This window comes from Saccharicrinis carchari, assembly GCF_900182605.1.
GTDB classification, from domain to species: Bacteria; Bacteroidota; Bacteroidia; order Bacteroidales; family Marinilabiliaceae; genus Saccharicrinis; species Saccharicrinis carchari.
Genome location: NZ_FXTB01000006.1, coordinates 220635 through 243616 on the forward strand (window position 1 = coordinate 220635; position 22982 = coordinate 243616).

A 22982-nucleotide genomic window follows, 5' to 3' on the forward strand; every position below is an offset into this window, starting at 1 on the left:
ACAATTTAAAACAAAAAAGGGAAGCATCTGCATACTTCCCTTTTTTTATATGTAAGAACAATTAATCTTGCTCCTGCTCTTCTTCCACTTCTTTTTTCTCGGTTAACTTATCGTAATCCTTCTGCGAACCCACAATAATATTTTTAAGGGCTCTTTGTCCCGTACCCGCAGGTATCAGGTGTCCACAAATTACATTCTCCTTCAAGCCTTCCAGGTTATCTACCTTGCCGGATATGGCAGCCTCGTTAAGTACTTTGGTTGTTTCCTGGAACGATGCGGCCGACATAAAGCTCTTGGTTTGAAGCGCTGCCCGGGTAATTCCCTGAAGAATCTGGCTCGATGTTGCCGGGATAGCATCCCTTGATTCAACCAGTTTAAGGTCCTTACGTTTCAACTGTGAGTTTTCGTCCCTCAACCTACGCGAGGTAACAATCTGACCCGGTTTAAGATTTGACGAGTCCCCTGCATCCACCACAACTTTTTTATCATAGATATGGTCGTTCTCGTGCATAAAGTCCAGTTTATCTGCAATTTGTTTCTCCAGGAACTTGGTATCACCCTGATCGTCAATAATAACTTTACGCATCATCTGACGAACAATTATCTCAAAATGCTTGTCGTTGATTCTAACACCCTGTAATCGGTATACGTCCTGTACTTCGTTTACGATATACTCCTGAACCGCTGTAGGACCCATAATATGAAGAATATCGGACGGTGTGATAGCCCCATCTGACAAGGGGATACCGGCACGTACATAATCGTTTTCCTGTACCAGGATTTGTTTGGAAAGCGGAACCAGATATTTTTTTACCTGGCCGTTTTTAGAGGTTACGATAATTTCGCGGTTACCTCGTTTTATCTTACCAAAGGTTACTTCACCATCAATCTCCGAAACTACTGCCGGATTGGAAGGATTACGCGCTTCGAATAACTCAGTTACACGAGGAAGACCACCTGTAATATCACCCGCTTTACCTACAGCTCTAGGTATCTTAGCAACAATTTCGCCTAATTTTACCTTATGTCCATCTTCAACAGAAACGTGTGCACCTACCGGTAGGTTAAACAATTTAAGGGTTTCATCCGCTCCATCCACAATACGCAATGCGGGATTCTTTGTTTTATCCCTTGTTTCTATAATAACCTTTTCTTTAAATCCGGTTTGTTCATCGGAAACTTCCTTATAGGTTACGCCTTCAATCATATTGTCGAAGCTTACCTTACCTGCTTTCTCCGAAATAATAACCGCATTATAAGGATCCCATTCACTAATCAGCTCACCCGCTTTAACTTTACTTCCGTTTTTGATATACAATTTCGAACCGTACGAAATCGGATGACTAACCAGAGCTATACCGGTATTTTTATCGATGATACGTAATTCGGCCAAACGTCCTATTACAATATCTATGTCTTTATCCTCTTCATTCTTGGCTGGCACGGTACGCAATTCCTCAAATTCGGCAACACCGTCATATTTGGCATACAGGTTACTCTCGGTAGAAATATTACCCGCTGTACCCCCTACGTGGAAAGTACGCAGGGTAAGCTGTGTACCCGGCTCCCCAATACTTTGGGCTGCAATAACACCCACCGCTTCGCCAATATGAACAAAGTTACCTGTGGCCAGATTACGACCGTAACATTTGGCACAAACCCCAACTTTACTCTCACAAGTAAGTACCGAACGTATTTCAACCGTTTCCAGAGGTGAGTCGTTCAAAATTTTAGCTTTTACCTCGTCAATCTCGTCTCCTGAATTAACAATAAGCTCACCTGTTGTAGGATGGTATACATCATGAACCGAAACACGTCCTAATACACGCTCGTATATGGTGGCTACAATATCTTCGTTGTTTTTGATATCAGAAGCCGAAAGTCCTCTCAAGGTTCCACAATCTTCCTCTGTAATAATCACATCCTGCGATACATCAACCAAACGACGTGTTAAGTAACCCGCATCGGCTGTTTTTAAGGCCGTATCTGCCAAACCTTTACGGGCACCGTGTGTAGAAATAAAATATTCAAGTACCGACAGTCCTTCTTTAAAGTTAGAAAGAATGGGGTTTTCAATAATTTGTCCGCCTGTAGCACCTGACTTTTGTGGTTTTGCCATCAGTCCCCTCATACCAGACAACTGACGTATCTGCTCCTTGGAACCCCTGGCACCTGAGTCAAGCATCATATAAACGGAGTTAAAGCCCTGTTGATCTGAGCTCAACTGTGTCATTAAAGTGTTGGTAAGCTTGGCATTTACGTGCGTCCAAATATCAATAATCTGATTGTAACGTTCGTTGTTGGTAATGAAACCCATGTTATAGTTGTTCAATACCTCTTCTACCTCGTCGTACCCTTCTTTAACCATGGTATCTTTTTCCTCGGGAATAATAACGTCGCCCAGGTTAAATGATAATCCACCCTCAAAGGCCATTTTATATCCCAGATTCTTAATATCGTCCAAAAATTCTGCCGTACGCGGAGTACCACAAATTTTCTGAACTCTACCAATGGTATCGCGTAGTGCTTTTTTGGTGAGTACCTCATTAATAAAACCTGACTCTCGTGGGGCAAATTCATTAAATAAGATACGGCCCACTGTCGATTCTATGAGTTTTAACTCGGGTACACCCTCATCGTTTAAGTCGTAACCTTTTACCTTTACCAGCGCATGTAAATCTACCTGTCCCTCATTATAGGCAATGCGTACTTCTTCTATATCGTAAAAAGTCAAGCCTTCACCTTTGGCTCCCTTTCGTTCTTTGGTCATGTAGTACAGACCCAGAACCATATCCTGCGAAGGTACCGTAACGGGAGCTCCGTTGGCCGGGTTAAGTATATTCTGCGAACCCAACATTAGCATCTGTGCTTCCAGAATTGCTGCGTTGCCCAATGGCAAGTGAACCGCCATTTGGTCACCGTCGAAATCGGCGTTAAATGCCGAACAAGCCAGTGGGTGCAGTTGTATTGCTTTTCCTTCAATTAGTTTTGGCTGAAAGGCCTGAATACCCAAACGGTGCAAGGTAGGGGCACGGTTAAGCAATACGGGGTGCCCTTTCATTATGCTTTCCAGAATATCCCAAACTACCGGATCTTTTCTGTCAACTATTTTTTTAGCAGATTTTACCGTTTTAACGATACCACGTTCAATAAGCTTACGGATAACGAAAGGTTTGTAGAGCTCGGCAGCCATTCCCTTAGGAATACCACACTCGTGCATTTTAAGTTCCGGGCCAACAACAATTACCGAACGGGCAGAATAATCAACCCTTTTACCCAATAAGTTTTGACGGAAACGGCCTTGCTTTCCTTTTAAGCTATCACTCAATGATTTCAATGGTCGATTAGCATCCGTTTTTACGGCATTGGCTTTACGAGAGTTATCAAAAAGCGAATCTACCGACTCCTGCAACATACGTTTTTCGTTACGCAGAATAACCTCAGGAGCCTTAATTTCAATCAATCGCTTTAAGCGGTTATTTCGAATGATGACCCTACGATAAAGGTCGTTAAGGTCGGATGTAGCAAACCTGCCACCATCCAAAGGTACCAGTGGTCGTAGTTCTGGTGGTATTACCGGCACCACTTTCACTATCATCCATTCCGGACGGTTGCGTCCTACAGACTCGCGGAAAGACTCAACAACTTGCAGTCGTTTTAAAGCCTCATTTTTACGCTGTTGTGATGTTTCTGTATTGGCTTTATGTCTGAGGTCATACGACAGTTCATCTAAATCGATGCGCGAGAGTATCATGTGCAGCGCATCTGCTCCCATCTTGGCGATGAATTTGTTCGGATCATCGTCTTCCAGGTATTGGTTTTCTTTCGGTAGCGTATCCAGAATATCCAAATATTCCTCTTCCGTCAGGAAATCCATGTATTGAATTCCATCCTCTTCTTTAATACCCGCCTGAATAACCACATAGCGTTCGTAATAAATAATGGAATCCATTTTTTTTGTGGGTAATCCCAATAAGTATCCGATTTTATTCGGAAGGGATTTAAAGTACCATATATGCGCTACGGGAACCACTAAGGAAATATGTCCCATTCGTTCACGTCGTACTTTCTTTTCTGTTACCTCCACACCGCATCTATCGCAAACGATTCCACGGTATCTTATTCTTTTATATTTACCACAGTGACACTCATAATCCTTTACGGGACCGAAAATTCTTTCGCAGAATAATCCGTCACGTTCCGGTTTATAGGTTCTGTAGTTGATGGTCTCGGGCTTTAACACCTCTCCACTCGATCTCTCCAAGATTTCTTCCGGTGATGCTAACCCGATAGAGATTTTTGTAAAATTACTCTTTACTTTCTGATCTCTTCTGAATGCCATATGTCGACGTCTATTAAATTAAAAACAAATAAGGCAATCATCGCACCGTGCCATGCACCGTGCGATGATATAAAGCTTTAACTAAGGCTTTAAAGATGGCTTAGTCCAGATTTACACTTAAACCAAGACCTCTAAGCTCATGTAACAACACGTTAAGTGATTCGGGGATGCCCGGTTGTGGCATGGGGTCGCCTTTAACAATGGCCTCGTAGGCCTTGGCTCTTCCCATTACATCATCCGATTTAACGGTTAATATCTCCTGCAGGATGTTGGCAGCACCAAAAGCTTCCAGTGCCCAAACTTCCATCTCTCCAAAACGCTGACCTCCAAACTGGGCTTTACCACCCAATGGTTGTTGCGTAATTAATGAGTACGGACCTATTGAACGGGCGTGCATCTTGTCCTCAACCATGTGCCCCAGTTTGAGCATATATATAACTCCTACTGTGGCCGGCTGGTGGAACCTATCGCCGGTACCACCATCGTAAAGATAAGTTTTACCGTGCTCAGGAACCTTGGCTTTTTTAGTCCACTCATCCATATCCTCAAAGGTGGCTCCATCAAATATGGGTGTAGCAAATTTAACCCCCAATTGTTTTCCGGCCCAGCCCAACACCGTTTCATAAATCTGTCCGAGGTTCATCCGCGATGGCACCCCCAACGGGTTCAATACAATATCCACAGGCGTACCATCTTCTAAAAATGGCATATCCTCTACACGTACAATACGGGATACGATACCCTTGTTACCGTGTCGACCGGCCATTTTATCGCCCACCGTTATCTTACGTTTTTTAGCAATATACACTTTTGCTAACTGAACAATACCGGCAGGTAGTTCGTCACCTATCGTCAAGTTATATTTTTGACGTTTTTCTTTGGCCTCGTACTCCTGAAATTTCAACAGATAATTATGGATAATATTTTGTATTACCTCATTCTTTTCTTTATCGGTAGTCCAGCCTCTCGGGTTTATATTATGATAATCCAACTCGTTCAATATTTTTTGTGTAAACTTAGTGCCTTTGGCAATTACGTCTACACTAAAATAATCCTGAACGCCTTGCGATGTTTTACCATTGGTAATCGCAAAAAGTTTATCTACCAATCTTGTCCTTAAATCTGCTACCGAACGATCAAACTCCTCGTCAATTTTAGCGATTAAGGGTTTGTCAGACGATCGTGCTTTACGATCTTTTATTATCCGCGAGAATAATTTTTTATCGATAACAACCCCTTTTAACGATGGCGATGCCTTTAATGAGGCGTCTTTCACGTCGCCTGCTTTTTCACCAAATATAGCCCGCAATAATTTTTCCTCGGGCGTTGGGTCGCTTTCGCCTTTCGGCGTTATTTTACCAATTAAAATGTCACCGGGTTCAACATGGGCACCTACCCTTATCAACCCGTTTTCATCCAGATCCTTGGTAGCCTCTTCGCTCACGTTGGGAATATCGGCTGTTAATTCTTCCAGTCCCCTTTTGGTATCACGTACTTCTAACGAATACTCGTCTATATGCACCGATGTAAATACATCCTCGCGTACCACGCTTTCGGAAATAACAATCGCATCCTCAAAGTTATATCCTTTCCAGGGCATAAAGGCCACCTTCAGGTTTCGTCCGAGTGCAAGTTCTCCGTTTTCGGTAGAGTATCCCTCTGTAAGAATTTGACCTTCCTTAACTCGCTGGCCTGTTACTACCATTGGCTTAAGGTCGATGCAGGTATTCTGGTTTGTTTTCTGAAATTTAGGTATCCGGTAACGTTTCGTTTCAGAATCGAAACTTACAAATTTCTCTTCCTCAGTTAAATCATAACGGATAACAATCTCCTCTGCATCACAGAACTCAACCACACCATCTTTTTCGGCAACAATGTTGGTTCTGGAATCGCTAATCAATTTACCCTCTAATCCGGTTCCCACGATAGGTGCCTCAGGTCGTAACAAAGGTACGGCCTGGCGCATCATGTTCGATCCCATCAGTGCACGGTTGGCATCATCATGCTCCAAAAATGGAATAAGCGATGCAGCTACCGAAGCTATTTGGTTAGGTGCCACGTCCATCATGTCAATTTCGTCCGGCGTGCTCACGGGGTAATCTGCTTCCAGTCGCGATTTAATGCGGTTGTTTACAAATTTCCCTTCTTCATCCAATGGTGCATTGGCTTGTGCTATCACCAACTCCTCTTCTTCCTCTGCACTTAAATAAGCCACTCCTTCTCCGGTCAGATCAACTTTTCCTTCCGTTACCTTACGATACGGTGTTTCGATGAAACCTAAATCGTTGATTTTGGCGAAAACGCACAACGAAGATATCAAACCGATGTTTGGCCCTTCCGGTGTTTCAATCGGACACAAGCGACCATAATGCGTGTAATGCACATCGCGCACCTCAAAACCAGCTCTCTCACGTGAAAGTCCTCCAGGTCCTAATGCAGACATTCTCCGTTTATGGGTAATCTCGGCCAACGGATTGGTCTGATCCATAAACTGCGATAAAGCATTTGTGCCAAAGAAACTATTGATAACTGACGATAAAGTTTTACTATTGATTAGATCAATAGGTGTAAATACTTCATTGTCTCTTACATTCATTCTTTCGCGGATAGTACGTGCCATACGTGCCAATCCTACACCAAACTGGTTACCCAGTTGCTCGCCCACCGTACGCACCCTTCGGTTGCTAAGGTGGTCGATATCATCTACCTCTGTTTTGGAGTTGATAAGCTCAATCAGGTATTTAATGATCTGTATAATATCGGGTTTGGTCAGTACTTTTGTATCCGTAGCTGTATCCAGACCCAATTTTTTGTTCAGTCTGTAGCGTCCTACCTCACCCAGGTCGTAGCGCTTATCAGAAAAGAACAACTTATCAATTACATCGCGGGCGGTAGCCTCATCTGGCGGCTCCGCGTTGCGTAATTGACGATATATGTGCAGCACGGCTTCTTTTTCGGAATTACAAGGGTCCTTTTGAAGCGTGTTGTATATTATTGCGTAATCAGACAGGTTCTGATTTTCTTTATGTAGCAAGATTGTTTTGGCACCAGAGTCAACCACCTCCTCGATATGCTCCGGCTCAATAACTGTTTCACGGTCGATAATCACTTCGTTACGTTCGATAGATACTACCTCACCGGTATCTTCGTCCACGAAATCCTCGATCCATGTTTTAAGTACGCGTGCCGCCAGTTTACGACCCAATACTTTTTTCAACCCTGCCTTGGTTACTTTTACTTCATCGGCAAGGTCAAATATTTCTAAAATTTGTTTATCGCTCTCGTAACCAATTGCACGTAGCAATGTTGTTACCGGCAATTTTTTCTTTCTGTCGATGTACGCGTACATCACACTGTTGATATCCGTGGCGAATTCGATCCATGACCCCTTAAAAGGTATGATGCGTGCCGAATACAGTTTTGTACCATTGGCATGGATGCTTTGACCAAAGAAAACTCCCGGTGAACGGTGCAACTGCGAAACCACAACCCGCTCGGCTCCATTGATGATAAAACTACCTTTATCGGTCATATATGGTACGGTTCCAAGATATACATCTTGTACAACAGTATCAAAATCTTCGTGTTCGGGATCGGTACAGTACAGCTTTAGTTTGGCCTTTAAGGGTACACTAAAGGTGAGTCCCCTTTCAATACACTCCTGAATAGAGTATCTGGGGGGATCAATACCGAAATCAAGAAACTCTAGTACAAAATTGTTTCTTGTGTCCGTGATGGGAAAATTATCTTCAAATACTTGAAATAAACTTTCTACTTTTCTTTCTTCGGGTGTGGTACCCTGTTGAAAGAACTCACGGAACGATTTCAATTGAACTTCTAAAAAATCGGGGTATTGAAGTTGATTTTTAATAGAAGCAAAGTTAATTCTTTCGCTTGTGGTATTTGGAGTCATCTATCAACAAAAATTAATTGAACTTATAACATAAACGTATAAATAGGTATAGGAACTTATCAAAGATAAGTCCCTACACCGTCCCTTATAACAAGGTAGTAATTACTTAAGTTCAACTTCTGCTCCAGCCTCTGTTAATTGACTTTTTAATGCTTCCGCTTCTTCTTTAGATACTTTTTCCTTAATTGGTGCAGGTGATTTGTCCACTAATTCTTTAGCTTCTTTCAAACCAACGCCTGTCATCTCTTTAACCAACTTTACGATAGCCAGTTTGGATCCACCTGGTGATTTAAGGATTACGTCGAATTCTGTTTGCTCTTCAGCTGCGGCGGCATCGCCACCAGCTGCAGGGCCGGCAACAGCTACAGCTGCAGCAGCAGGCTCAATACCATATTCTTCTTTAAGGATCTCTGCAAGTTCGTTAACGTCTTTTACTGTTAGGTTAACCAATTCCTCTGCTAGCTTCTTTAAATCTGCCATCTTTTTATTTATTAAAAAATTGTTTTATTCTTTTTATTTACTCTTTTTCTGATAGTGTTTTTAATACACCATGTATGGTACTTCCGCCTGATTGCAGTGCCGAAATAACATTTTTTGCTGGTGATTGCAGCAATGCGATGATATCGCCCACCAGTTCCTCTTTAGACTTGATGTTAACCAAGGTCTCCAGGTACTCGGGTCCTAAATAAATCGACTCTTCAACGAAAGCTCCTTTTAAAACAGGCTTTTTGTTTGCCTTGCTAAATTCTTTGATTAATTTAGCAGGAACATTCCCTGTGTTTGAAAAGAATATTGCCGAAGAACCTTTTAACGCATCGTACAATTCGGCATAGTCTCCATCTAACTCCTCAAGTGCTTTTACAAACAAGGTGTTTTTAACCACCATCATTTTCACTTCCTTGTTAAAACAGAGTCTACGCAAGGCACTCGTTTTTCCCGAGTTCATACCACCTGCATCTACCACATAAAAATGGTTGTACTCGGCGATAGTTTGAGTGAGTTCCTTTACAAGTAAGCTCTTATCTTCCTTTTTCATGATTCCTTTCTTTTCTGTTAGTTAAACATTTAGGCCTCAACCAATTTGGCATCAACTCTAATACCCGGACTCATCGTACTTGAAAGACTAATGCTTTTAATGTAAGTACCCTTTGCTGCTGAAGGCTTCAGCTTATTGATTACCTCAATAAACTCTCTTGCATTCTCAACAATTTTGTTCTGATCAAAAGACACCTTACCGATAGAAGCATGTATAATACCGAACTTATCAACTTTAAAGTCAATTTTACCGGCTTTTACATCTGTAACGGCTTTACCCACTTCCATGGTAACTGTACCACTCTTAGGGTTAGGCATTAAACCACGAGGGCCTAAAACACGTCCTAGTTGACCCACTTTGGCCATTACACTAGGCATGGTGATAATTACATCCACATCTGTCCAGCCTCCTTTGATCTTTTCCACGTATTCATCCAATCCAACGAAATCGGCGCCTGCACTTTTTGCCTCTTCTTCCTTATCAGGAGTACACAAAACAAGCACACGCACTTCTTTACCCGTACCATGGGGAAGGGTACAAATACCTCTCACCATTTGGTTCGCTTTTCTTGGATCGACACCCAGCCTTACGTCAATATCTACCGAAGCATCAAATTTAGTATTGGTAATTTCCTTCACCAATTTGGCTGCTTCCTCAAGCGAATATTGCTTTCCGGCTTCGATTTTATCTAACGCTAACTTTCTATTCTTTGTTAGTTTTGTCATATCTCCAAAATGGTATTAATTAGTTATCACCAGGGAATTCACCATCCACGGCGATACCCATACTTCTGGCAGTTCCGGCCACCATCTTCATACCGGAGTCTACTGTAAAACAATTCAAATCAGCCATTTTGTCCTCAGCTATCGCTTTTACTTGATCCCACGTTACCGTGCCCACCTTCTTACGGTTTGGCTCAGCGGATCCGCTTTTAAGCTTGCAAGCCTCTAAAAGTTGTACTGCTGCCGGTGGTGTTTTAATAACAAAGTCAAAGGACTTGTCGGTATACACCGAAATAACAACGGGTAAAACTTTACCTGCTTTCTCCTGAGTTCTGGCGTTGAATTGCTTACAAAACTCCATTATATTCACACCTTTAGCACCTAATGCAGGCCCTACCGGTGGTGAAGGGTTTGCCGCTCCACCTTTTATCTGTAATTTGATAAAAGTTTCAACTTGTTTAGCCATGTAGCAATTCTTATTAAATTAATATATATATAATGCATCCCAAACTTTAATTCTTGCAGTGATAAAAGAAGGTATCTTTTATGGAAGCTTAAACGTACAAGTTAAAGGGGATTATTATTCTTTTTCTACCTGTAGGAAACTTAATTCAAGTGGTGTTTTTCTGCCGAAGATTTTAACCATTACCTGTAGTTTTTTCTTTTCTTCGTTTACTTCTTCTATAACACCGTTGAAGCCATTAAACGGACCATCGATTACTTTTACCGTTTCGCCTACAAAATATGGAACATTCAACTCCTCATTCTCTGTATCTGCCAATTCATCCACCTTACCCAGTATCCTGTTTACCTCGCTGGTGCGCAAGGGTACGGCGCTGTTGTCTCTATCGCCCAAAAAGCCGATAACATTTGGCACGCTCTTTAGTATGTGCGGGATTTCACCCACTAATGCGGCTTCAATCATCACATAACCCGGAAAAAAATTACGCTCTTTGCTGATTTTTTTTCCGTTTCGGATCTGGTATACTTTTTCTTGTGGTATTAGCACCTGGGCGATGTAATCATGTAAATTAAGACGTTCGATTTCGTTTTCGACGTATTCTTTCACTTTTTTTTCTTTACCCCCAATGGCCCTTAATACATACCATTTTTTTTCTATGTTAGCCATGTGTATAAAGTTCTTAGTAAAGCTGATTGTAAATCCAAGCCAGGGTTTTATCGAATGTATAATCCATACCAAATATAATACCAGCAATAATTGCTGACGCCACCATTACAACCAGAGCACTATTTTGCAGCTCGGCCCATGTAGGCCATGACGTTTTATTTACTAATTCGTTTTGAACGTCTTTGAAGTAATTAACAATCTTGCTCACTTATTTATTCTTTTATGTTTATAGCCATCTGTTTAGTGCCTTCCTGATATTTAAAAGATGTAAAAAGAACTTGCATCTTTTTCACGAAGTTGCCGGATATCAACCGAATTAACGATTTTGTATCCGGCCTGCACGGGATAAGAGACTCGAACTCCTGACACCTGGTTTTGGAGACCAGTGCTCTACCAACTGAGCTAATCCCGTGTTTAAAAAAATGGAAGGGCTTAGCCTTCCATTTAATTGTTATATATTGATTACTCAATAATTTCAGTTACCTGTCCGGCACCTACTGTTCTACCACCTTCGCGGATTGCAAAACGCAAACCTTTATCAATAGCAACAGGGTAGATAAGCTCAACAGTAATCGTTACGTTATCACCTGGCATTACCATTTCTGTTCCTTCCGGCAGTGAAATCTCACCTGTTACATCAAGTGTACGCAGGTAAAACTGTGGACGGTATTTATTGTGAAATGGAGTGTGACGTCCACCTTCTTCTTTCTTCAGGATATACACCTCGGCCTTGAACTTTGTATGAGGGGTGATTTTTCCGGGTGCACCCAGAACCATACCTCTTTTTACTTCGTCCTTATCGATACCACGTAATAATAGACCTACGTTGTCACCAGCTTGTCCGTCGTCAAGAATTTTACGGAACATCTCTACACCTGTACATACGGTCTTTTTGCCTTCGGCACCCAGACCAATAATTTGCATTTCGTCACCGGTGTGGATTGTACCTGTTTCGATACGACCTGTTGCAACAGTACCACGACCTGTGATTGAGAACACATCCTCGATAGGCATAAGGAATGGCTTATCTACATCACGCTCAGGAAGCTCGATCCATGTATCTACTGCTTCCATCAGCTCCATTACTTTATCAACCCATTTTTCTTCTCCGTTCAAAGCACCCAATGCCGAACCTTGAATCACGGGAGTGTTGTCGCCGTCGAAGTTGTAGAAATCCAATAATTCGCGGATTTCCATTTCAACAAGCTCCAGCAGCTCTTCGTCGTCCACCATGTCCACTTTGTTCATGAAAACTACCAGACGTGGTACGTTTACCTGACGAGCCAACAGGATATGTTCGCGTGTTTGTGGCATAGGGCCATCTGTAGAAGCTACTACAATAATAGCTCCGTCCATTTGGGCAGCACCCGTAACCATGTTTTTCACGTAGTCGGCGTGACCTGGACAGTCAACGTGTGCATAGTGACGGTTAGCAGTTGCATACTCAACGTGCGAACTGTTGATTGTAATGCCCCTTTCTTTCTCTTCGGGAGCGTTATCAATTTGATCAAAATTCTTTGCTTCACTAAAACCCTTATCCGCCAACACTTTTGTAATTGCGGCTGTTAAAGTGGTTTTACCATGGTCAACGTGACCAATTGTACCGATGTTCACGTGAGGCTTCGACCTGTCATAATGTTCTTTAGCCATAACTCGAAATAATTAGACAATTAGATATTAACTTATAATTTTTATTAATCCCGAACCAGAATGGAGCCAATGATGGGAATTGAACCCATGACCTCTTCCTTACCAAGGAAACGCTCTACCCCTGAGCTACATCGGCGAGATGAGCGGGAAACGGGATTCAAACCCGCGACCCTTAGCTTGGAAGGCTAATGCTCTATCAGCTGAGCTATTCCCGCTTTTGTTTCGGGGCAACAAAGATAATGATTTAATTATCAAAAACTTTGCAACACCCCGGATTTTTTCACTATTTTCCGGTTCGTGTGGGAAGAGCAGGATTCGAACCTACGAAGACGAAAGTCAGCGGAGTTACAGTCCGCCCCAGTTGGCCACTTTGGTATCTTCCCTTTAGTCCTTTCCGTTAAAAGGCTACTTTATGTCATTCAATAGGCTGATTACTTTTCAACAATCAGCCTATTAATATTGTGTTCAGGCATTCTGAATATTCCATTCTTAAAACGGTGTGCAAATGTATAAACTATTTTTAAAAGACCACAATAAATTGTGTGTTTTTTTTTGATGTAATATGATTTTATTGCCACCCGTGCATATTGCGTTAATTTACAAAGCTTTACTTTTACAACTAATTATAGACTTATGCCTCATCGTAAGGCTTACATGCCCTTTTCTATAATGTAAAAGCAACTTTTAACCATGCATACAGGATCCTATTTTACTTTTTCTTTTTTCTTTATCAGTTGTTTCCGAAGCGCTTCGCAACACAAATCAATGGACTCTTCAAAGCTTCTGGTTTGCTTTTTAGCAAATAAATCGGAACCGGGCACGCCCAGACTAATTTCCGCTACCTTATTTTCTAATGTTTCGGATTTTTCGAGTTTTAAAATCACTTCGGCATCGATAATGCGATCGAAAAAGACATCCAACTTATTCACTTTTTGCTCGATAAATCCCTTTAACTTATCGGTAGCATCAAATTTTACTGATTGAATTGTTACGTTCATATTAAATCCTCCATTTGTTACGACCGCGGATGGGCCTGATTATATATATCGGTAATTTTCTCAAAACTATTGTGCGTATATACTTGGGTTGCATTTAAATTAGCGTGTCCTAAAAGTTCTTTGATGGCATTCAGATCGGCTCCGGCGTTCAACAACGAAGTGGCAAAAGAATGACGAAGTACGTGTGGACTTTTTTTGTGTAAGGTGGTTACTAATGCCAAATATTTATTTACCACCCGATACACTAATTTATGATATATCTTCTCCCCCTTTCCTGTAAGAAAAAATGAAGCGTCTTTGTTCACTCCAAATTCCTTATTTCGTACTTTTATGTAATGGTCGACCAAATGCACCAATTGTTTGTACATAGGGATTATCCTGTCCTTTTTGTATTTACCGGTTACGCGCACCATCCCGTTTTGTAAATCAAAATCCCGATCCGAGAGCCCCACCAATTCAGACAATCTCATTCCGGAACCGTAAAACAGCTCCAAAATTAATTTATCGCGCACACCCTCGTAATCATTTGTAAAAGGTATATCATCCAACAAATGATCCATTTCGCTGTTACGCACAAAAACAGGGAGTTTTTTGGGTATTTTGGGAGTGACTACTCCCTCTGCGGGACTTTGCTCTATAAAACCTTCACGCATCAGGAATTTAAAAAAGGATTTTAGGGCAGTAATCTTCCTATTCACACTTTTGGGTGACATGCCGTCCTCGACCATTTTCACCACCCAGGTTCGTACCACCTTTTTTGTGACGGCACTCAACTGATGTATGTTCTTTTGCTGACAAAAGGACAAAAATTGTTCGAGATCGCAGCGATAGGCAATAAGCGTATGGTTTGAACTGCGTTTCTCGAACTCCAGGTATTTTAAAAACGACTGAATTGAAATCATCCGGGTTTAGCTTCTTTTAGTATAAACGAATATACTAAAATTAAAATAAAAATAACCCGTTAATCCTATCTATTCCTCGTTCTGTTGCAATTTTTGCACGTAAATTGCCTTTTTAATTTCTTCTCTTCTCAAAATAGAAGGTTTTGCGAAAGCCTGACGTGAGCGCAATTCGCGCATAGTTCCAGTTTTTTCGAACTTACGTTTAAATTTCTTCAACGCTCTTTCGATGTTTTCGCCCTCTTTAATTGGAATAACAATCATAATCTTTTTTTTATTTTTTTTATTTGCCTATATAAATAGCTACTACACTTCTAATAATAAATAGGTTACAGCGATTAAAACCACATTCACCTTAAATATTTGCGGGTACAAAGAAACTAAAGATAATCCATAGCAACAAATAATTGTAAAATATTTTTCTAAGCTAATACAATTCTAACATCCTACTTATCGGAAGCTAGGAAAAATATTTAAAGCTACGCATTAATTGGATTATGATACTGCGTATGTTTTTTTGTGCACCCTCCTTATCCATAGCCTCTTCCATTGTAACCGGGCCTTGTGTGATAGTATAAACCGATAAAAATCCACTTTTATTTAAGTGCTCCGGATCTTCTATACTGCCTCCAATGGCAATCACGGGTACATTGCGTTGTAAGGCCATTTTAAGAATACCGGATGGAGCTTTTCCCATAGTGGTTTGATAATCCAGCTTACCCTCCCCGGTGATAACCAAATCGGCCCCATTTAAATGCGCATCAAAATTAAGAGCTTCCAATACTACCTGTATGCCCGGCTTTAAATTCGCATTTAGAAAAGCCACCAATGCACCACCCATTCCGCCTGCCGCACCCGCACCCGGTATATTGTTTAGGTCTATTTGTTTCTGCTGCAGAAGGAGTTGCCTGAAAATCTCCATACCTTCATCCAATTGTTCAATCATTTTAATATTTGCACCTTTTTGAGATGCATATACATGTGCAGCACCATTAAAACCGCTAAATGGATTGTTCACATCACAAGCTACTGAAAAAAAAGCATCTTTCAATTGGGGCATGGCTTTCGAATCGTCTATAGCAGTAATAGCAGCCAAGGATTGCCCTCCTTCACTTACGCCCTCTCCCCTACGGTTTAAAAATTCGTACCCCAATGCCCGCAGCACTCCTATTCCGGCATCGTTAGTGGCACTACCGCCTATACCAATTAAAAACTTGCTACAACCCCTTAGCAAGGCATGTTTAATCATTTCACCCACGCCGTAGGTACTGGTTTGCATCGGATTTAGTTCACTTGGATGCAGCAAGGTAAGTCCGGCGGCAGCTGCTAATTCAATGACGGCCGTATAGCCATCATTCAAAATTCCATACACGGCCCTTATTGGACGCATAAGAGGATCATGGACAGTCAGCTCTACTTTTTTTCCTCCTAAAGCGGTCACCAAGGTATCACAAGTACCTTCCCCACCATCTGCCACCGGTATTTTAACGGTTTGGCATTGGGGAAATACCTCAAGGACACCTTGTTGGATAGCAATTGCCACCTCAGATGAGCTGAGACAGCCCTTAAAAGAATCGGGGGCGATAAGTATTTTTTGCATGTACTTTTATTAGCCAGTTAAGTTTTATTTATCGTCTAAAGTATTTTGATTTTAATTTACCCATTTCCATCAGCCATACCGTAAATTTATACATTAAAAAATAAAACTATCACTTGTATTAAATAATACAATCAATTCGTCTCAATATAAATAGGAATTCAAGCAGTATTTTTTAATTTTGTTAATGGTGTTCGTAAGCTGTATCTTTAAACGAACAACCTAATTTATTAACAGACAATTTAAAAACAAACAAACATGAAATTTGAATTACCGGAATTACCTTATGCAAAGGATGCGCTAGAACCAATTATCACCAAAAAAACCATTGAATTTCACTATGGGAAACACCATCAGGCGTATGTAAACAACCTAAACAACTTAATTGTAGGAACCGAATTTGAAAATGCTGATTTAGAATCCATCATCAAAAAAGCCGATGGTGGAATTTTTAACAATGCTGCACAGGTTTGGAACCACACCTTTTATTTTACTTCGTTTTCGCCCAACGGAGGCGGTGAGCCAACAGGTGATTTAGGAAAAGCTATCGACAAGACATTTGGTAGCTTTGCGGCTTTTAAAGAAGCTTTTGGTAAAGCTGCCGCCACCCAATTCGGATCGGGATGGGCATGGCTGGTGAAAGACGCAAAAGGCGAACTTAAAATTGTACAAACCAGCAACGCAGGTACCCCGTTGACTGATGAACTAACACCGATTTTAACTTGCGATGTTTGGGAACATGCCTATTATTTAGACTACCAAAACAAACGTCCGGATTACATAAACAACTTTTGGAAATTGATTGATTGGGATACCGTAGGTTCCAGATTTTAAACCAAACAGCTAATCACATTATTCATCATAAACTAATTCTTTTGAGATGCTTAAAGATCTGATTTTAAAAAACCGAAGCTACAGGCGCTTTTACCAGGATCAAGAGGTAAGCCAGGAAACGCTTACCGAACTTATTGATATGGCTCGCTTGTCGCCTTCGGCACGAAACGCCCAACCCATTAAATATCTTTTATCCAATACCCCCGAAAGAAACCGTATTATATTCAAACATCTTTCGTGGGCCGGATATTTAAACAATTGGCCCGGCCCCGTAGAGGGAGAAAGGCCTGCTGCTTATATCGTGATGTTGAATGACACCACCATTTCATCCAACTTTTTTAGCGACAACGGTATAGCGTCGCAAAGTATTTTACTGGGAGCTGTAGAAAAAGGACTGGGTGGTTGCATTATCGGATCTATAGAACGTCTGCAGTTACAAAGAGAATTGGACATACCGTCGCAATTTAAAATCATACAGGTGATTGCTATAGGCAAACCAAAAGAAAAGGTTGTAATTGAAGAGTTAGATAATGATCATAAGTATTGGCGCGACATGAACGATGTGCATCATGTGCCCAAACGCAGCCTGGAAGAGGTTATCGTTAAATTGTGATGAAACATGCACACTGCGGGTGCCTTTAGAAGTCGCACCCGCAGTAATACCGTCAACCAAATCACTAATACGAGGTTAAATTATAGCCAGCTGCTGATAACAATGCCTAAAATTAATTGCCATGAAACCGAAAAGAATTCTGCCTCTATTACTACTCGTTTTTTGCACTTTTGCCAGCGCGCAAGTAAATCGCGACTCACTGTTGTTCAGAGGTGTTATTTTAGAAGGCGACAGCCTTTTTTCGCTGCCTTATGCCAAATATATAGTAAATAATAAATTTGGTTACACCGCCAATGAGGCCGGCCAGTTTTCATTTTGGGCTAAACCCGGCGATATGGTGCACTTTTCGTATGTGGGTTTTAAACCATTGTACCTTCAATTAAACGACACCTTATCCAACAGCAACTATTTGATGGGTGTTTTTTTAAGCCGCGATACCATTGAACTTTCGGAAGTAATTATTATTCCTCAATTTATCAACCCCAATGCCGTAGCACGTAATATGCCCATGCTAAGCACAACCGACGAAGTGGTAGCCCAGAACAATGTAGCCATGAGCACTTATCAGGCCAAAACACAACCTGTGACTACCTGGGACGCCGAGATGAACCAAAAAAACTTTATACAATCTCGTTCAAACGACATTGCGTATCAAACGCAAGTGCAACCAAGCCAAATGGTAGGGGTGAGTAACACCGCAATACTTAAACAAATTGACCGTGCCAAATTGCGTAAAATGAAACCAGCCCGCCCGTATATTACCCAAAACGAATGGGAACAATTGCTAATGAGTTACCAGCAACGTATTAAAAACAAACTTGAGGGTAATTAAAAAAGATTATTGTTTAAAACATGTGCTGTAGGCATATTACTCTCTCTGTTCCAAAATTTCTTTGGATACTTTAACGGAATCCTGTACCAGGGAATATACTCTAAAAAAACCACGACCCCCATTGCTTATGTTGGTAGGCACATTGGCCGGTGGTCCGCTAAAGAGCGGTACTTTTATTCCCGTTTCGGCATCTACGGCAAGAATAAAGTCGAAATAATCCTTGTTTATATTTTGCATCTCCAACTTCACCCAATCACCCTCTTTTAAAATATGCTCTGTAGCCTCCCCGTCCGTATCTTCTTCCACCACACTTTGCACCCAAGCACCAACAATATCATTTCCGTTATAAAATTTATCTTCGGCATACTCCAAATCCGATAATTTGGGTGTAATCCACTTATCGTTCAAGAACAAACCAAAAGCATAGTAATCAGTCGTTTCCTCCGGCTCTCGGCTGTATAGCAGCACCTGCCATTGTTTTTGCCCGCGCGCACTGCTCCATACCAGCGCTATTGAATCTATATTAACAACGGGATTCAAAGTATTAGAGGCCACGTAACTTTCATCCGTCCCGTTGCTGTCGATATCTATCCCTGCTATTTTAAGTGTATAAGTTCTTCCGTAAATGCCCCGGTACGATTTGGGAATGCGATACGTTCCCACTTGATCCGACAGCTCGTTCAAAATAATTTCGGAATATCCGTCGGAGAGGCTAAGCTGGGCACCAGACAGCGGTGGGTTAGGTTTGTTACTCAAAAAGCTCGACGACAAAGACAGTTTTACAAAGTGATCCTGCTGTTGATCGGTGAAAAAACCATCCACCACCAGCTGCGGCTTTCCCGTTTTAAACTTCCTATCTATCTCCTCGGTACACGATACAAGTGATAACAATATTATCATCACCATTATCCATATATTTAGCTTAGATAATATTTTGCCCATAGCTTAAAATTTAAAATTATAGGTAATAGACGGCACTACCTGAAATAAATAGGTTTTAACGGCCTTCACCCTGTATGGGTCGGTTTCGTCCTGCTCGTAATAAATGCTCCAGGCATTTTTACGTCCATAGGCATTATACAAAGCAAAGTTCCATTCGCCCTGCCATTTCCGTTTTTTCTTATTTTTGCCTTGCAAGGTGTACGACACATCCATCCTGTGGTAATCGGGCATTCGCTCCTGATTACGAGCCGAATAAATAGGAACCACATCGCCAGCCACAAACATACGCCCAGTAGGTGAAGTCATAGGGGATCCGCTGGTGTAAATCCAGTTTACACCCACGTGTCCACGTTTGCCCACCATACGATTAAGTACCACAGAAACATCGTGATTACGGCTATAGGGCGATAGGTATTTATTCCCATCATTAATCTCCGGTATCTTGCGCCACGATTTGCTCCAGGTATACCCTATCCAACCACTATATCTGTCTTTATTTACTTTTACCAAAAATTCGGCACCGTAAGCCCAGGATTTACCAATACGCAGCTCGCCTTCCATTTTATCATTGAGCAACAAGTCGGGATAATCCTTAAAATCAATGGTATTTTGCATGTCCTTATAAAAAAGCTCCACCGATGTTTCTATCGTGTTATTTTTTATGTTTTTGAAATACCCTACTGAAACCTGATCGCTTATTTGGGGCTCAATATTGGGCGACGACATAAACCAAACGTCTAAAGGCGTGCCCGAAGTAGAGTTGCTGGCCAAATGCAAATACTGCCTGGTGCGGGCATAGCTCCCCTTTACCGACGACGAGTTATTGAGCATGTACGACAGCCCCAGGCGAGGCTCCAAGCCCCAATAGGTATTAAACACCTCACCTGATGGATACTCCCTTTTACCCATTTCCTCATAGTTTTCGTTAAACTGAAAAACAATACCGCTGCCTATATTTTGCAAACCTGAAAAGCGCAGGCCATATTTTAGGTTTAACCTGCCAATGCGTTGCGAATTGGCCATATATAAGGCATGCTCCAAGGCATGGGCATCGGGCAATACAATCTTATTTAAAAGCGGACTATCACCGGTTCCCATAGCGGTGGCAGGCTGCATAGTATGAAAAATACTTTGTCCTCCAAAACTGATGGTATTGTTTGGGTTAGGATAATAATCAAAATCAACTTTTAAACTATAATCCCTCAGTTTGCTATCCCAAATAAAACCCGAGGTGGCATCATCGGCCTCCAAACTGTAATCGTAATTACTGCCTATAAACGTAATATTGGAGAAAAGTTTTGGATTATACACATGATTCCAACGCAAGGTAAAAGTCCGGTTACCATAATTGATGCGCGATCGGGTTTCCTTAAAAACATCACGCCCGGTATAAAAGCTCAAATACAGTCGATTATTGTTATTGATTACATGTTTTGCTTTGGCATTAATATCGTAAAAATAAATTTTATTGTCCTTATCTTCCTCTTCTACAAACAAGGGCAAAAACATATCGGCATAGGTACGACGGGCACTGGCGATGATAGAAGTTTTGTTTTTAACCAGTGGACCTTGCAAGGTTAATCGGGACGAAATAAGGCCAATACCACCATTGCCTTCCCATTTTTTATTGTTGCCATCGTTCATGCGCACATCTACCAGCGATGCCAAGCGTCCGCCATAATTTGCCGGGATATCGCCCTTGTACAATTGCACATCTTTAATAGCATCGTTGTTAAACACCGAAAAGAAACCGAGCATATGGCCGGCATTATACACAATAGCCTCATCAAGTAAGATGAGATTTTGATCCGGATTACCACCCCGCACACTAAAACCACTGGATCCTTCGCTGGTAGCCTGCACTCCCGGCATCAGCTGAAGCACTTTTATCACATCCACCTCGCCCATGAGCGCCGGAACAGCTTTAATATCTCTACTCTGTAGTTTTTGTACCCCCATTTGGGCATCCCGAACATGGGCATCTACCCGTTTCGAGGTCACCACCACCTCTGCTATGGTTTTATTATCAGGATACAGCTCTATATCTGCAGTAGTGTGGGTAGTAAGTTTTATTGTTTTACTGATGGTTTGGTAACCCAAATAAATAAAATCTACCTGATAAGTTCCCGGTTTAACAGCATAGGAATAAAACCCATATTCATTTGATGTAGCTCCGGATGTTAAATCTTTAAAGTAAACGGCTGCCCCTATCAACAGCTCACCCGTTTCGCCATCTTTTATGTGGCCACTTAGCACCACCAATTCTTTATCGGCAGGTGCAACGGCATTGGCAGCGACATAAAAAATGAGGTGAATAAACAGAAGGGTGATGCGATTTAAAATATTCATCTATTGTTACAATTCAAAAAAACAGGTTGCTTGACATCATGTATCCATTCTATTGACAATTGGATACATTGATGGTTGCAAAATAGGTGAAAAAAACGAAATGCCCTTTAACAATAAAAATTGATCAACCCGAATTTAGTGATGCTTTAAAGTTCTTTATGCTTTTTGAGGTTTTTCCTCCTTGTTCATTGTTAGTTTTAGCGGATCTATTTCATCTCCCCAATAAATAGTAGTATGTGGGAACGGTATTTCAATATTTTTAGCATCAAAGGCCACTTTTAAGCGTTTACGATATTCGCGTCCTACCGTCCATTGCTGGCCGGCTTTGGTTTTAAATCGCGCCTTGATAACCAAGGCACTATCACCAAATTTATCCAAGCCCATAACTTCAATGGGTTCTATAATACCCGTTTTATAGGGCTCTTCATTTTCCATTTCACCGGCTACCTCCTCTATCACCTTAATTACCTCATCTACACTCTCCTTGTAAGCCACGCCTATATCAAATACCATGGCCGACCAATCCTTTGTCATGTTACTAAGCGTACTTATTTTACCATTCTGGAAGATATGCACCACTCCGGACAAGTCACGAAGGGTGATAGTGCGTAGCTCAATGCGCTCCACAACCCCTCCCGTTCCATTGATAATGGCCACGTCGCCCGTGCGTACCTGATCCTCTAAAAGCATAAAAAAACCTGAGATGTAATCGCGTACCAGCTCCTGGGCACCAAAACCAACGGCCAACCCTAAGATACCGGCACTGGCCAGGAGGGGCGCCACATCAATACTAAATTTACTAAGCAACATGATTACATACACCGTAACAATAGCAATTTTAGCCGTTCCTGAAATAATCCCGGTAAGAGTATTTATCCTTTTTGTAGCTTCTGCATTATCTGTTGAATCATCTTGTTCGGCACGGTGGATTAGTACTTTTTTAAACCTGCGCATGGTAAACTTTACAATTCGCAATACTACAAGTAAACCAATGGTTATTATAAGTATACCGGGCAACTCCGTAAAAGCCCAAATCCCTAAGGTTTGAATTAAATCGCTCCAAAATTCTGAGGTGAAAAATTTTTCCATAATATGTTTTTTAAAAAAAGTAAATTTTTATCCGATT

19 protein-coding genes and 4 tRNA genes are annotated in these 22982 nt (G+C 41.4%); 3 read left to right on the forward strand and 20 right to left on the reverse strand.

The window, feature by feature from the left end:
* Positions 1–61: 61 nt before the first annotated feature.
* From rpoC to FN809_RS12590, 17 genes are all read right to left on the reverse strand, one after another.
* A complete protein-coding gene (gene rpoC, locus FN809_RS12510) occupies positions 62–4342 on the reverse strand; it encodes a DNA-directed RNA polymerase subunit beta' (protein WP_142533871.1) in 4281 nt (1426 codons plus the stop codon).
* Positions 4343–4442: 100 nt separating this feature from the next.
* Complete coding sequence (gene rpoB / locus FN809_RS12515) at positions 4443–8255, reverse strand: DNA-directed RNA polymerase subunit beta (RefSeq protein WP_142533872.1); 3813 nt, start codon at positions 8253–8255, stop codon at positions 4443–4445.
* A gap of 102 nt (positions 8256–8357) precedes the next feature.
* Positions 8358–8735, reverse strand: coding sequence for a 50S ribosomal protein L7/L12 (gene rplL / locus FN809_RS12520; RefSeq protein ID WP_142533873.1), 378 nt, complete (start codon positions 8733–8735; stop codon positions 8358–8360).
* Between the two features lie 37 nt (positions 8736–8772).
* Positions 8773–9291: a 50S ribosomal protein L10 gene (gene rplJ / locus FN809_RS12525; RefSeq protein ID WP_142533874.1), complete on the reverse strand. Its 519-nt coding sequence runs from the start codon at positions 9289–9291 to the stop codon at positions 8773–8775.
* Between the two features lie 29 nt (positions 9292–9320).
* A complete protein-coding gene (rplA, locus tag FN809_RS12530) occupies positions 9321–10016 on the reverse strand; it encodes a 50S ribosomal protein L1 (RefSeq protein WP_142533875.1) in 696 nt (231 codons plus the stop codon).
* A gap of 19 nt (positions 10017–10035) precedes the next feature.
* Positions 10036–10479 (reverse strand): 50S ribosomal protein L11, encoded by a 444-nt coding sequence (gene rplK, locus FN809_RS12535; protein WP_142533876.1) that lies wholly within the window; start codon positions 10477–10479, stop codon positions 10036–10038.
* Between the two features lie 114 nt (positions 10480–10593).
* Positions 10594–11142 (reverse strand): transcription termination/antitermination protein NusG, encoded by a 549-nt coding sequence (gene nusG, locus FN809_RS12540; protein WP_142533877.1) that lies wholly within the window; start codon positions 11140–11142, stop codon positions 10594–10596.
* Positions 11143–11155: 13 nt separating this feature from the next.
* Entirely contained in the window at positions 11156–11350 is a 195-nt protein-coding gene (secE, locus tag FN809_RS12545) for a preprotein translocase subunit SecE (protein ID WP_142533878.1), read from the reverse strand.
* Between the two features lie 131 nt (positions 11351–11481).
* A tRNA-Trp gene (locus tag FN809_RS12550) sits at positions 11482–11554 on the reverse strand.
* A 50-nt stretch (positions 11555–11604) separates the two neighbouring features.
* Positions 11605–12792 carry an elongation factor Tu gene (gene tuf, locus FN809_RS12555; RefSeq protein WP_142533879.1) on the reverse strand — a complete coding sequence of 396 codons (1188 nt, stop codon included), beginning with the start codon at positions 12790–12792 and terminating at the stop codon, positions 11605–11607.
* A gap of 61 nt (positions 12793–12853) precedes the next feature.
* Positions 12854–12928 (reverse strand) — tRNA-Thr (locus FN809_RS12560).
* 6 nt (positions 12929–12934) lie between these two features.
* Positions 12935–13007 (reverse strand) — tRNA-Gly (locus FN809_RS12565).
* 85 nt (positions 13008–13092) lie between these two features.
* Positions 13093–13175, reverse strand: a tRNA-Tyr gene (locus FN809_RS12570).
* A gap of 321 nt (positions 13176–13496) precedes the next feature.
* The gene (hpf, locus tag FN809_RS12575; RefSeq protein ID WP_142533880.1) at positions 13497–13790 is read right to left on the reverse strand and encodes a ribosome hibernation-promoting factor, HPF/YfiA family; all 294 of its coding nucleotides are present in this window, start codon (positions 13788–13790) and stop codon (positions 13497–13499) included.
* 17 nt (positions 13791–13807) lie between these two features.
* The gene (locus tag FN809_RS12580; protein WP_142533881.1) at positions 13808–14692 is read right to left on the reverse strand and encodes a tyrosine-type recombinase/integrase; all 885 of its coding nucleotides are present in this window, start codon (positions 14690–14692) and stop codon (positions 13808–13810) included.
* A gap of 69 nt (positions 14693–14761) precedes the next feature.
* Positions 14762–14953: a 30S ribosomal protein S21 gene (gene rpsU, locus FN809_RS12585; protein ID WP_142533882.1), complete on the reverse strand. Its 192-nt coding sequence runs from the start codon at positions 14951–14953 to the stop codon at positions 14762–14764.
* A 196-nt stretch (positions 14954–15149) separates the two neighbouring features.
* Positions 15150–16289, reverse strand: a complete 1140-nt coding sequence (locus tag FN809_RS12590) for a glycerate kinase family protein (RefSeq protein ID WP_142533883.1) — start codon at positions 16287–16289, stop codon at positions 15150–15152.
* 255 nt (positions 16290–16544) lie between these two features.
* Between FN809_RS12590 and FN809_RS12595 the strand changes: the two genes are divergently transcribed.
* From FN809_RS12595 to FN809_RS12605, 3 genes are all read left to right on the forward strand, one after another.
* Positions 16545–17120 carry a superoxide dismutase gene (locus FN809_RS12595; RefSeq protein ID WP_142533884.1) on the forward strand — a complete coding sequence of 192 codons (576 nt, stop codon included), beginning with the start codon at positions 16545–16547 and terminating at the stop codon, positions 17118–17120.
* Between the two features lie 46 nt (positions 17121–17166).
* On the forward strand, positions 17167–17733 hold the full coding sequence (locus FN809_RS12600; RefSeq protein ID WP_142533885.1) for a nitroreductase family protein: 567 nt from the start codon (positions 17167–17169) through the stop codon (positions 17731–17733).
* Between the two features lie 121 nt (positions 17734–17854).
* Positions 17855–18565 (forward strand): carboxypeptidase-like regulatory domain-containing protein, encoded by a 711-nt coding sequence (locus tag FN809_RS12605; protein ID WP_142533886.1) that lies wholly within the window; start codon positions 17855–17857, stop codon positions 18563–18565.
* A gap of 36 nt (positions 18566–18601) precedes the next feature.
* Here FN809_RS12605 and FN809_RS12610 read toward each other — a convergent pair whose 3' ends face one another.
* From FN809_RS12610 to FN809_RS12620, 3 genes are all read right to left on the reverse strand, one after another.
* A complete protein-coding gene (locus tag FN809_RS12610; RefSeq protein ID WP_142533887.1) occupies positions 18602–19507 on the reverse strand; it encodes a DUF4249 family protein in 906 nt (301 codons plus the stop codon).
* A 3-nt stretch (positions 19508–19510) separates the two neighbouring features.
* Entirely contained in the window at positions 19511–21856 is a 2346-nt protein-coding gene (locus FN809_RS12615; protein ID WP_142533888.1) for a TonB-dependent receptor, read from the reverse strand.
* 156 nt (positions 21857–22012) lie between these two features.
* Entirely contained in the window at positions 22013–22945 is a 933-nt protein-coding gene (locus FN809_RS12620) for a mechanosensitive ion channel family protein (RefSeq protein WP_142533889.1), read from the reverse strand.
* Between the last annotated feature and the right edge of the window lie 37 nt (positions 22946–22982).